The sequence below is a fragment of the Pseudoduganella rhizocola genome, assembly GCF_045984285.3.
Lineage (GTDB): Bacteria > Pseudomonadota > Gammaproteobacteria > Burkholderiales > Burkholderiaceae_D > Rugamonas.
Map to the genome: position 1 here is coordinate 66766 of NZ_JBJQIK030000011.1, position 11339 is coordinate 78104.

At 63.8% G+C, this 11339-nt stretch carries 11 protein-coding genes and 1 tRNA gene; 9 read left to right on the forward strand and 3 right to left on the reverse strand.

Annotated features, from left to right (window positions below; genetic code table 11):
* Positions 1-3: 3 nt before the first annotated feature.
* Positions 4-216 carry a hypothetical protein gene (locus tag ACJRPG_RS20965; protein ID WP_408002040.1) on the forward strand — a complete coding sequence of 71 codons (213 nt, stop codon included), beginning with the start codon at positions 4-6 and terminating at the stop codon, positions 214-216.
* On the opposite strand, the gene mutY is transcribed toward ACJRPG_RS20965, so the two are convergent.
* Genes mutY through mutM form a run of 3 tightly spaced genes read right to left on the reverse strand, consistent with a single transcriptional unit; the run spans position 213 to position 4121 of the window.
* The gene (gene mutY, locus ACJRPG_RS20970; RefSeq protein WP_408002041.1) at positions 213-1334 is read right to left on the reverse strand and encodes an A/G-specific adenine glycosylase; all 1122 of its coding nucleotides are present in this window, start codon (positions 1332-1334) and stop codon (positions 213-215) included. The two genes, ACJRPG_RS20965 and mutY, sit on opposite strands and share 4 nt — an antisense overlap.
* A 9-nt stretch (positions 1335-1343) precedes the next feature.
* Complete coding sequence (locus ACJRPG_RS20975; protein ID WP_408002138.1) at positions 1344-3272, reverse strand: dynamin family protein; 1929 nt, start codon at positions 3270-3272, stop codon at positions 1344-1346.
* A 15-nt stretch (positions 3273-3287) separates the two neighbouring features.
* A complete protein-coding gene (gene mutM, locus ACJRPG_RS20980) occupies positions 3288-4121 on the reverse strand; it encodes a bifunctional DNA-formamidopyrimidine glycosylase/DNA-(apurinic or apyrimidinic site) lyase (protein ID WP_408002042.1) in 834 nt (277 codons plus the stop codon).
* Between the two features lie 76 nt (positions 4122-4197).
* Here mutM and ACJRPG_RS20985 point away from each other — a divergent pair, with 76 nt between their 5' ends.
* From ACJRPG_RS20985 to ychF, 8 genes are all read left to right on the forward strand, one after another.
* The gene (locus ACJRPG_RS20985; RefSeq protein WP_408002043.1) at positions 4198-5988 is read left to right on the forward strand and encodes a tetratricopeptide repeat protein; all 1791 of its coding nucleotides are present in this window, start codon (positions 4198-4200) and stop codon (positions 5986-5988) included.
* Complete coding sequence (locus ACJRPG_RS20990; RefSeq protein ID WP_408002044.1) at positions 5985-6590, forward strand: outer membrane lipoprotein LolB; 606 nt, start codon at positions 5985-5987, stop codon at positions 6588-6590. Before ACJRPG_RS20985 ends, ACJRPG_RS20990 begins: the two co-directional genes overlap by 4 nt.
* Positions 6587-7465 (forward strand): 4-(cytidine 5'-diphospho)-2-C-methyl-D-erythritol kinase, encoded by an 879-nt coding sequence (gene ispE / locus ACJRPG_RS20995; protein ID WP_408002045.1) that lies wholly within the window; start codon positions 6587-6589, stop codon positions 7463-7465. The genes ACJRPG_RS20990 and ispE overlap by 4 nt, the downstream gene beginning before the upstream one ends.
* 76 nt (positions 7466-7541) lie before the next feature.
* Positions 7542-7618, forward strand: a tRNA-Gln gene (locus ACJRPG_RS21000).
* A 117-nt stretch (positions 7619-7735) separates the two neighbouring features.
* Positions 7736-8686, forward strand: a complete 951-nt coding sequence (locus ACJRPG_RS21005; RefSeq protein ID WP_408002046.1) for a ribose-phosphate pyrophosphokinase — start codon at positions 7736-7738, stop codon at positions 8684-8686.
* A 119-nt stretch (positions 8687-8805) separates the two neighbouring features.
* Complete coding sequence (locus ACJRPG_RS21010; RefSeq protein WP_408002047.1) at positions 8806-9405, forward strand: 50S ribosomal protein L25/general stress protein Ctc; 600 nt, start codon at positions 8806-8808, stop codon at positions 9403-9405.
* A gap of 90 nt (positions 9406-9495) precedes the next feature.
* Positions 9496-10080 carry an aminoacyl-tRNA hydrolase gene (pth, locus tag ACJRPG_RS21015; protein ID WP_408002048.1) on the forward strand — a complete coding sequence of 195 codons (585 nt, stop codon included), beginning with the start codon at positions 9496-9498 and terminating at the stop codon, positions 10078-10080.
* 144 nt (positions 10081-10224) lie between these two features.
* Positions 10225-11316, forward strand: a complete 1092-nt coding sequence (gene ychF, locus ACJRPG_RS21020; protein ID WP_408002049.1) for a redox-regulated ATPase YchF — start codon at positions 10225-10227, stop codon at positions 11314-11316.
* The last annotated feature ends 23 nt before the right edge of the window (positions 11317-11339 follow it).

The following is an 11339-nucleotide window of genomic DNA, read 5'->3' on the forward strand; positions in this document are numbered from 1 at the left end:
ACAATGGACGACACCACCGCAGAATGGCGCAGCAGCATGGAACGCCGCATCGCCGCGCTTGAGACCGACGTGGCCGTGATTCGCTCCAATTACGCGACGAAAGAGGACATCGGCGCGCTGGAGATGCGTCTCGTCAAATGGTTCGTCGCGACAGCAGCGGCAATGTCGCTGGTCAGCTTCAGCGCCGCGCTGACGGTGGCGAGGATGCTGGGCTAGAACATGCGGGCCTGCGCATCGGCGCGGTTGCCGAGCAGTTCGAGCAGCAGTTTCTTCACCGGCGCTGGCAGGGCGGCGTCGGCGATGCGCGCCGTGTCCAGCCACATGTAGCGCGCATCGGCGGCCAGTGCACTGCGGCCCGACAGGGCAATCAGCAGCGGCGTGATGTGCAGCTTGTAGTGCGTGAACACGTGCGTCACCGGCAGCAGGCGCTCCTGCGACTCCATGATGCCGAACTGCTGCACGGCTTGCGCCACCGCCACCTCGTCCACCTCCAGCGGCTCATCCTCATCAGCCGGTGCATGGCCGCCCACTTCCGGCAGCGACAGCAAGCCGCCCCAGATGCCGGACGCTGGGCGCTGCTCCAGCAGCACTTGTCCCTCGTGCGCGATCAGCAGCATCAGTGTCTGCTTCTCCGGTGTGGTCTTTTTCGGCTTCCGCACCGGCAGCACCGAGGTGCGTTGCGTCGCGAAGGCCACGCAGCGCGGCTGCATCGGACAGCGCTCGCAATCCGGGCTGCTGCGCGTGCACAGCGTGGCGCCCATGTCCATCAGGCCTTGCGTATACGATTCGATGCCCTCGTGCGGCAGCAGGGCTTCGGCACGCCGCCACATCGCTTCCTCGGTCTTGCGTTCGCCGGGATACGTGTCGATGCCGAACACGCGTGCGAACACCCGCTTCACATTGCCGTCCATGATGGCCGCGCGCGCGCCTGCGGAGAAGGCGGCAATGGCCGCGGCAGTCGAGCGGCCGATGCCCGGCAGTTCCGCCAGCAAGGCGGGATCGGAGGGAAACACGCCGCCATATTCCGCCACCACGCGCTGGGCGCATTTGTGCAGGTTGCGCGCCCGGGTGTAGTAGCCAAGCCCGGACCATTGCGCCATCACGTCCTCTACGGGCGCCGCAGCGAGATCCTGCAGCGTGGGGAAGCGTTCCAGGAAGCGCGCGTAATAGCCCAGCACGGCCGACACCTGCGTTTGCTGCAGCATGATCTCGGACAGCCAGATGCGGTAGGCATCGCGGGTGTTCTGCCACGGCAGCGCATGGCGGCCGTGCTGTTTCTGCCAGCCGATCAGGTCGGCCGAAAAACTGGGGTCTGCAAAATCTTCGTACGACAAAACGGTTCCCTATGCTGCCGCGTCCAGCGCCACGAATTCGGCGTTGATCGCGATACTGATGGCGCCGGCCAGTTCGGCCAGCCTTGCCTTCTGCTGTTCCAGCGCCGCCTGGCTGGTCTCGAAGGCTTCGATTTTCTGTTCCAGGCTGTCCGTTGCATCATGGATGCGCTGGATCGAAGCCTGGCGGTGCTTCAGCTGGTCCTTGTGCTGGCGGATCTGCGCTTCCAGCGGCGCCATGATCACTTTCAGCCAGGCTTCCGCATCCGCATTGGCGGCCTTGTAGCAGCGCTTCACGGCGGAGGCAATCGAATCGAAAAAGCGTTCCATCAGCACCACGCGGCTCGTCATCAGCAAGGTCGCCGTGCCGAACTGCTTGTGGTAGACCGCTTCCACGTCCTCGATCTCCTCGCGGTACTTGAGCAGCGAGAAGGGCATGGGCATGGCCAGCGCAATGCCGTTCTCCGCCGAGAACTTGCGGTACATCGCATCCATCATGCCGCGGATCTCCTCGATCTTGCGTTCCGACTGGTCCAGGTCGGCGTGAATGCCGTCGAAGAAGGTGCGCACGGCATCGCGCATGCCGGTCGAGAAGCGGCTGCGCGCCATCGTGTCGCGCACGCCCAGCACATGGTCGCGCAGCAGGTCCATGCCCATGCTGGTGTAAAGGTCGGTGGAGAGCCGCGTGAACACCGATCGTGTGGCCTGCAGCTTGAACAGGTTGGCGTCGAACTCCTTCTTCTCCGCTTCCACGCGCCGCATCATGTGCGCGATCACGTTCTGGTTCTTGCCGCGCAGGCTTTTCAGTTCGTGCAGCTGCTCCACGATGCCGCGCATGCGCGAACCCAGCATGGCCTGCTGCGCCGTGTTCAGCGACTGCAGGTCTTCCGCCAGGCGCTTGCGGATAATGTCCTTCTTGGCCGGAATCAGCTCGTTGAACAGCGCATCTTCCAGCGCCCGCAGGCGGCTGCGTTCCAGCAGTTCCGCGTCGCCCGTGATCTTGCCCACCAGCGCCTTCTGCGCCGACACGGGAAACACCTGGCGCGATTCCAGGCCGAGCAGGTGCGCCGCATGCTCCTGCTGGCGCGCGATCTCGCCCGCCACTTCGGCATCGCTGCGCAACTCGTCCCACATGCTGTCGATCTTGTTCAGCACCACCAGGCGCCCGGCGCCGGCCCCGATATGGGTGCGCCAGACTTCGATATCGCTCTTCGTTACGCCGGTGTCGGCCGCGAGGATGAACAGCACGGCATGCGCATGCGGAATCAGGTTCAGCGTCAGTTCCGGTTCGGTGCCGATGGCGTTCAGGCCCGGCGTATCCAGTATCACCAGCCCCTGCTTGAGCAGCGGGTGCGGGAAGTTGATGATGGCGTGGCGCCAGCGCGAGATTTCAACGCGGCCCTGTTCGTCCAGCGTTACCGGCAGGTCCGGATCGTCCGCGTCATACAGGCCGTAGCGCGTGGCTTCTTCCACGCTCACATGGCGCGTGAGGCTCACCTGGCGGAATATCTCGTGCATTGCCTCGGCCGAATCCAGGTTCAGCGGGAACACGGTCCATGCGGCATCGTCCTCGCGGTAGTCGCTGGTGGAGAGGTTTTCGGCGCGCGTTTCAATCGGCAGCAGGCGCAGCGAAGGCGGCCAGGCCGGGTCATACAGCAGCTCCGTCGGGCACATGGTGGTGCGGCCGGCGGAAGAGGGCAGGATGCGCTGGCCATAGCCGGCGAAGAAGATGGCGTTGATCAGTTCCGACTTCCCGCGCGAGAACTCCGCCACGAAAGCCACCGACAGCTTGTCGTCGCCCAGCCGCGCCAGGGTGCGCGCCAGGCGCTGCTCGGTGGCGCCATCGGACAGCTCGGCCGCCGTCACCCAGCTGCGGTAATTCTGGAGTGCGGCCACCACGCCTTGCCGCCATGCGCTGTAGTGTTCGAGATCCCGGACCATCATGCAGTAGTTCCCCTATTTCTGGCAGCTTACGCAGTAGAAGGTGGAGCGCTGCCCCTGCTTCACCTGGCGTACCGGATTGCCGCAGACACGGCACGGTACACCAGCGCGGTCGTACACGAAATACGATTGCTGGAAGTAGCCCGACTGGCCGTTCACGCTGATGAAGTCGCGCAGCGTGCTGCCGCCCTGCACGATGGCTTCCGCCAGCACTTCACGGATGGCGGCGGCCAGCTTGTCGTAGCGCGCGCGGCTGATGCGGTTGGCCGGCGTGCGCGGATTGATCCCGGCGCGGAACAGGCTCTCCGAGCAGTAGATATTGCCCACCCCAACCACGATGTCGCCTGCCAGCAGCACCTGCTTGATGGCGGCGCTGCGCGTGCGCGATTCGCGGTACAGCAGCTCGCCGCTGAATTCGGCGCCCAGCGGTTCCACCCCGAGGCCGCGCAGCAGCACGTGTTCTTCCAGTTCGCCATCTTCGTTTGCGTGCCACAGCACGGCGCCGAAGCGGCGCGGATCCGTCATGCGCAGCACCTGCAGCCCGCCTGCATCCTCGACCACAAGATCGACGTGGTCATGCTTTTCGGCCGGTATGCCCGGCGGCAGCACGCGCAAGTGGCCGGACATGCCGAGGTGGACGATCAGCGTGCCATGTTCGAAATGAATCAGCAGGTATTTGCCGCGCCGTCCCGTGGCGCCGATGGTGCGACCCTTCAGCGCCGCCGGCAGCCCCGCCGGAAACGGCCAGCGCAGGCCGTCGCGGCGCAGCACCAGCTCGCGCACGGAACGGCCTTCGATATGGGGCGCAACGCCGCGCCGGGTGACTTCAACTTCTGGTAATTCTGGCATGTGTGGCTCAGTGGGGACGCAAATGGCGGCTTGGCGTAGAATCAGGTCTTGAGCCGAACTTTGCAGGATCAAGCCCTTGAAAAACGCATTCGCCATTGTAACCCTGTCGGCCCTGCTGTCCGCGTGCGCTGTTGCGCCGCCAAAACAGAACGCGCCGGAAGCGCCTCCGGCCGAAACGCCGCCGGCCGCCGGCACGAATGCGGCAGATTCGCTCGCCGCCACCCTGCATCCGCAGGGCGAAACCCTGCCGCCGGTCGAACTGACCAGTGACCTGTTCTACAAACTGACCAAGGCGGAACTGGATTTCAAGCGCGGCCAGTGGCAAAGCGCCTACGTCAGCATGATGGTGCTGGCGCAGCAGACGCGCGATCCGCGCCTGGCGCGCCGCTCGGCCGAGATGGCGCTGGCCGCGAAGCAGGGCAATGAGGCGCTGGCCGCCATTCGCTTGTGGCGCGAACTGGCGCCGGACTCGGACGAAGCAGCGCAATACTTCCTCGGCTTCTCGGTGCTGGGCGACGACCTGGCCGAATCGGAAGCCGTGTTTGCCGAACGCCTGAAAGCCGCACCGGCCGTGGCGCGCGGCGTGGTGATGTTCCAGATGCAGCAGTTCCTGCTGCGCGCCCGCGACAAGGCGGCCGCCTTCGCGCTGATGGACCGCGTGGTGGCTCCCTACGGCAGCACGATGGAGGCGCACCTGGTGCTGGCGCAGGGCGCTTATGCGGCGGGCGACAACGAGCGCGCCGTGGCCGAGGCGCGCCGCGCGCTGGAGCTGCGTCCCGAATCCGAGCTGGCCGTGCTGACGATGGCGCAGGTATTGCAGGACGTGGATGCGGCCAACCGCCTGTTTTCCGGCTTCCTGGAACGGAACCCGCATGCGAAGGAAGTGCGCGCCGCCTGGGCGCGCATGCTGGTGGAACAGAAGCAGTATGACAAGGCGCGCACGCAGTTCGAAACGCTGCTGAAGGAGCAGCCCGATAACGCGGGCACGCTGTACGCGCTGGGCATCATGTCCATGCAGTCCGGCGACATGGCGCGCGCGGAAGACTATTTCAAGCGCTATGTGGCCGTGCTCGAAAAGAGCCCGGACGGCGAGCGCGATCCTTCCAAGGCGCTGCTGCTCCTGGCGCAGATTGCCGAAGAAAGGCGCGACCTCGATGGCGCGCTGGCCCTGATCGACCGCATCGACAGCGATGATGCGCGGCTCTGGTTCACGGCCCGCGTCAAGCGCGCCCATCTCATTGCGCGCAAGGGCAATACGGACGACGCCATCAAGCAGCTGCACGACATCACGGCGGCCGATCCTGCCGAACAGGCGGAATTGCTGCAGACCGAAGGCCAGCTGCTGCGCGATGCAGGCCGCAGCGGCGAAGCCTTCATGCTGCTGTCCGATGCTGTGGGCCGCTTCCCCGAAAGCCCCGACCTGCTGTACGACTTCGCGCTGGCGGCGGAAAAGATGGGCAAGACCGAGGAAATGGAGCAGGCCCTGCGCAAGGTGATGGCCGTGGTGCCGGACAACCACCACGCCTACAACGCCCTGGGCTACTCGCTGGCGGAGCGGGGCGTGCGCCTGAACGAAGCCTATGAGCTGATCGACAAGGCGCTCAAGATGGCGCCGGGCGATCCCTACATCATGGACAGCATGGGCTGGGTACAGTTCCGCCTGGGCCGCCTGAAGGAAGCGGAAACCATGCTGCGCCAGGCCTACGCGCTGCGCAGCGACCCCGAAATTGCGGTGCACCTGGGCGAAGTGCTCTGGCACAAGGGCGACAAGGCCGGCGCCGAAAAACTGTGGCGCGAAGCGAGCGCAAAGGACCCGAAAAATGACGCGCTGCGCAGCACGCTGGCGCGCCTCAACACCAGCTTATGATCAAACGACATCTCGCACTCATTCCATTCACTGCTGCGCTGCTGGCAGGCTGCGCCGCCACCGGCAGCAGCAACGGTCCCGTCTCCACTGCGCCGGTCGCAGCTTATAGCGAAGCCCTGTCGCTGAGCGGCAAAATGTCCGCCACCTATACGCGCGACGGCACGCCCGGTTCCGTCACCGTGAACTTCGAGTGGCGCCAGACCGCCAGCCGCACCGATATCGAACTGTCCACCCCTCTCGGCAGCACGGTCGCGAAAATCGCCGTCACGCCGGAAGAAGCGGTGCTGAGCGAAGGCGACAACAAGCCGCCGCGCCGCGCCGCCAGCATCGACGAGCTGAGTGCGCAGGCGCTGGGCTGGCCGCTGCCGGTATCCGGCCTGCGCGAATGGCTGCAGGGCCATGCCATCGATGCCAAAGGCCAGCGCTTCACGGCCAGCGCGGCCCACAGCACCGTCACCACGCAGGATGGCTGGCAACTGAGCTTCGTGTCCTGGCAGCCGGACAGCAATCCGCCGCGCCCGCGCCGCATCGACGCCGAGCGCGCCGCCAGCGGCCCCGTCTCCGACATCACGATCCGCGTCGTCATCGATGCCGCCAAATGACTAGCCTCAAGAACTGCCCGGCCCCGGCCAAACTCAATCTGTTCCTGCACGTCACCGGCCGCCGCGCCGACGGCTACCACCTGCTGCAGACCGCCTTCCAGCTGATCGACCGCAGCGACACCCTGCATTTCACCCTGCGTGAAGACAGCCGGCTGCGGCGCGTGAACGAGGTGCCGGGCGTGCCGGAAGAGCAGGACCTGATCATCCGTGCCGCGAAGCTGCTGCAGGCCGAGGTGCAGCGCCGCACGGGCCGGCTGCCGCCCGGCGTGGATATCGAAATCGACAAGATCCTGCCCATGGGCGGCGGGGTGGGCGGCGGCTCCTCGGACGCGGCCACCACGCTGATGGCGCTGAACCGGCTGTGGAAGGCCGGACTGGACAAGCAGGAACTGATGGACCTCGGCCTGCCGCTCGGGGCGGACATTCCCTTCTTCATTTTCGGCGAAACCGCCTTCGCCGAAGGGGTGGGGGAGGCGCTGCAGCCGGTCGCCGGGCCGGAGGGCTGGTATGTGGTCATCGAGCCCGGCGTTGCCGTTCCGACAGCAAAAATTTTTACCTCCGAACATTTGACAAGAGACACCCCTGCCGTCATAATGTCGGACTTTTCCAGACACCTGCAGAGCTTCGGCAACGCAAAGGGTTTCGGGAAAAACGACTTGCAGCAGGTGGCCACCCGCCTGTTCCCGCCGGTAGCCGAGGCGGTAGAATGGCTGGGGGCTTACGGTGATGCCAGGATGACTGGCTCTGGTGCTTGCGTGTTCTGCGCCTTCGACAGCGAAGAACAGGCCGAAGCGGTACTGAAAAAAGTGCCTCCGGTCTGGACCGCATGGAAGGCCAAAGCACTGCCGAAGCATCCACTGGCCGGCATGTTGTAAGGCGTAAAAAGATTTGGCTTTGCGTTAGTTAGGCAGTATAATACTGGCCAATTGACGAAAAGCATGTCAGTTGCGTAGGGGAATCGCCAAGCTGGTTAAGGCACCGGATTTTGATTCCGGCATACCAAGGTTCGAATCCTTGTTCCCCTGCCACCCGTTTTCTCTGGATCTGTCGAGCGATGCTGCTCCAGCCAGAGTAAAGCAAAGATGCTCCCGCCGCGCCGGGGCATCCTTTCAAAAGAATCATCAATTACCTTCTTGGGACTCCCAATGGCTTACGAAAACCTGATGGTTTTTACCGGCAACGCTAACCCTGCGTTGGCAGAAGGGGTCGCAAAGAATCTCGGCATCCCACTCGGCAAAGCAGTCGTTTCGAAATTTTCGGACGGCGAAGTGATGGTCGAAATCAACGAAAACGTGCGTGGCAAAGACGTCTTCGTGCTGCAATCGACCTGCGCGCCGACCAATGACAACCTGATGGAACTGATCCTGATGGTCGATGCCCTGAAACGTGCGTCCGCTGGCCGTATCACGGCTGCCATCCCTTATTTCGGTTACGCCCGTCAGGACCGCCGCCCGCGCTCGGCGCGCGTGGCGATTTCGGCCAAGGTGATCGCGAACATGCTGGAAGAAGCCGGCGTGGAACGCGTGCTGATCATGGATCTGCACGCCGACCAGATCCAGGGCTTCTTCGACATTCCGGTCGATAATATTTATGCATCCCCGATCCTGCTGGGCGACCTGCAGAAGAAGGACTACCAGGACCTGCTGGTGGTGTCGCCCGACGTCGGCGGCGTGGTGCGCGCCCGTGCGCTGGCCAAGCGCCTCGGCTGCGACCTGGCCATTATCGACAAGCGCCGCCCGAAGGCCAATGTCTCCGAAGTGATGAACATTATCGGCGACGTTGAAGGCCGTAACTGCGTGATCATGGACGATATGGTCGATACGGCGGGCACGCTGGTAAAGGCAGCTGAAGTACTGAAAGAGCGCGGCGCCAAGAAAGTGATCGCGTATTGCACGCACGCCGTGCTGTCCGGTCCGGCGATCGAGCGCATCAGCGGTTCCTCGCTGGACGAGCTGGTAGTGACCGACACGATTCCGCTGTCCGACGCGGCCAAGGCTTGCGGCAAGATCCGCCAGCTGACCTGCGCGCCGCTGCTGGCCGAAACGTTCAAACGCATTATCAAGGGCGATTCCGTGATCTCCCTGTTCGTGGACTGATCTCCCCGGATACAAGCATTCCGGCAGCGGGCGACCGCTGCCGATTTCGGAGCCTTCTGGTCGCGGAAGGCTTCTTACTTTGCAGGGCTCTCAAGCCTTGCTTTATTTTGGAGTTCCAAATGAAAGTTGTAGCCTTTAAACGTGAACTGCAGGGCACGGGTGCGAGCCGCCGCCTGCGTAATTCCGGCCAGACCCCTGGCATCATCTACGGTGGCACCGAAGCCCCTGTGACGATCGCACTGGACCACAATGCACTGTTCCACGCGCTGAAAAAAGAAGCCTTCCACTCGTCCATCCTGGACCTGGAAATCGACGGCAAAGCACAGAAAGTGCTGCTGCGTGACTTCCAGATGCACGCATACAAGCAACTGGTGCTGCACGCTGACTTCCAGCGCGTTGACGCAAACCAGCCAGTGCACGTGAAAGTGGCGCTGCACTTCGAAAACGCTGACGTGTCCCCAGCAGTGAAACTGCACGGCGCCACCATCAGCCACGTGGCCAACGAGATCGAAATCTCCTGCCTGCCAGCCAAGCTGCCGGAATTCATCTCCGTCGACCTGTCGAAGATGGACGTCGGCACCTCCCTGCACGCTTCCGACCTGAAGCTGCCGGAAGGCGTGACCGTTGTAACCCACGGCACCAACGTGACCATCGCTACCGCATCGGTACCGGCTGGCCAGGTGTCCGCTGACGCTGCAGCGACCGAAGAGAAGAAGTAATCGGCGGCGCCTCCTGGCGCTACCGCGAAAAACCCTGCCCGCAACGGCAGGGTTTTTTTATAATCAACGTTTTTTACCTGACAGCGCGCCATGACCATCCGCCTGATCGTCGGCCTGGGCAATCCCGGTCCCGAATACGAACAAACCCGCCACAACGCAGGCTTCTGGCTGGTGGACAATCTCGCGCGCGGGCTGCCGGGCTGCTTCCTGCAGCGCGAAAGCCGCTTCAACGCGCTGGCCGCCAAGGCCTCGATTGCCGGCAAGGAAGTGTGGCTGCTGGAGCCGCAGACCTATATGAACCGTTCCGGCCAGTCGGTGGGCGGCCTGGCGCGCTTCTTCAAGATCAATCCCGACGAAGTGCTGGTGGTGCACGACGAGCTGGACCTGCCGCCGGGCGCGGCCAAGCTGAAGAAGGGCGGCTCCTCGGGCGGCCACAACGGCCTGAAGGACATCACGGCGGCGCTGGGCACGCAGGACTACTGGCGCCTGCGGCTGGGCATCGGCCACCCGCGCACGCTGTACCTCACGCAGAACGTGGCCGACTTCGTGCTGCACCGTCCGCGCCGCGAAGAGCAGCTGCTGATCGACGAAGCCATCGAAAAATGCCTGAAGATCATCCCCCTGGTGGTCGAAGGCAAATTCCCCGCCGCCACCATGCAGCTCCACACACCATGACACCCTGGGGTCAGGCACCACCTGTCAGTGACAGAGGGGGCCTGACCCCAAGGTGTCAGCGTCTGGACGGGTGGTTCTGGGGTACAATCTCGGTCTATTCGCTGCGAATTTGCGGCAACTTTATTTCTAACAAAGGTTTTCTCCATGAGTCTCAAATGCGGCATCGTCGGCCTGCCGAACGTCGGCAAGTCCACTCTCTTCAATGCGCTGACCAAGGCCGGCATTCCGGCTGAGAACTATCCGTTCTGCACCATCGAACCGAACGTCGGTGTCGTCGAGGTGCCGGATCCGCGCCTGAAGCAGCTGGCCGAGATCGTGAAGCCTGAGCGCATCGTCAATGCCATCGTGGAGTTCGTGGACATCGCCGGCCTGGTGGCGGGCGCCTCGCAGGGCGAAGGCCTGGGCAACCAGTTCCTGGCCCACATCCGCGAAACCGATGCCATCGTCAACGTGGTGCGCTGCTTCGAGGACGAGAACGTGATCCACGTGGCCGGCAAGGTCAGCCCGCTGGACGATATCGCCGTGATCCAGACCGAGCTGGCGCTGGCCGACATGGGCACCGTCGAGAAAACCATCCACCGCGAGCAGAAGAAGGCGCGCTCCGGCGACAAGGAAGCGCTGAAGCTGGTGACGCTGCTGGAGAAAGTGCTGCCGGCACTGAACGACGCCAAGCCGGTGCGCGCGCTGGGCCTGAGCGAGGAAGAAATGGCCCTGATCAAGCCGCTGTGCCTGATCACCGCCAAGCCTGCCATGTATGTGGCGAACGTGTCCGATACCGGCTTCACCAACAACCCGCTGCTGGACCAGCTGACCGAGTACGCGAAATCGCAGAACGCGCCGATCGTCGCCATCTGCGCCGCCATCGAAGCGGAAATCGCCGACCTGGAAGAAGAGGACAAGGCCGCCTTCCTGCAGGATATGGGCATGGACGAGCCGGGCCTGGACCGCCTGATCCGCGCCGGCTTCAAGCTGCTCGGCCTGCAGACCTACTTCACCGCCGGCGTGAAGGAAGTGCGCGCCTGGACCATCCACATCGGCGACACCGCGCCGCAAGCGGCCGGCGTGATCCACACCGACTTCGAGCGCGGCTTCATCCGTGCCCAGACCATCGCCTTCGATGACTTCATCGCCTACAAGGGCGAGGCCGGCGCCAAGGAAGCGGGCAAGATGCGCGCCGAGGGCAAGGAATATGTGGTCAAGGATGGTGATGTGCTGAACTTCCTGTTCAACGTCTGAGCTGTTGTATTGACGAGAGAAAT

Bases quoted from the DNA above. Each gene is read 5' to 3' on its own strand.
- ACJRPG_RS20965 (WP_408002040.1), top strand. From the start codon at position 4: ATGGACGACACCACCGCAGAATGGCGCAGCAGCATGGAACGCCGCATC.
- ACJRPG_RS20975 (WP_408002138.1), bottom strand. From the start codon at position 3,272: ATGGTCCGGGATCTCGAACACTACAGCGCATGGCGGCAAGGCGTGGTG.
- mutM (WP_408002042.1), bottom strand. From the start codon at position 4,121: ATGCCAGAATTACCAGAAGTTGAAGTCACCCGGCGCGGCGTTGCGCCC.
- ACJRPG_RS20990 (WP_408002044.1), top strand. From the start codon at position 5,985: ATGATCAAACGACATCTCGCACTCATTCCATTCACTGCTGCGCTGCTG.
- ispE (WP_408002045.1), top strand. From the start codon at position 6,587: ATGACTAGCCTCAAGAACTGCCCGGCCCCGGCCAAACTCAATCTGTTC.
- ACJRPG_RS21005 (WP_408002046.1), top strand. From the start codon at position 7,736: ATGGCTTACGAAAACCTGATGGTTTTTACCGGCAACGCTAACCCTGCG.
- ACJRPG_RS21010 (WP_408002047.1), top strand. From the start codon at position 8,806: ATGAAAGTTGTAGCCTTTAAACGTGAACTGCAGGGCACGGGTGCGAGC.
- pth (WP_408002048.1), top strand. From the start codon at position 9,496: ATGACCATCCGCCTGATCGTCGGCCTGGGCAATCCCGGTCCCGAATAC.
- ychF (WP_408002049.1), top strand. From the start codon at position 10,225: ATGAGTCTCAAATGCGGCATCGTCGGCCTGCCGAACGTCGGCAAGTCC.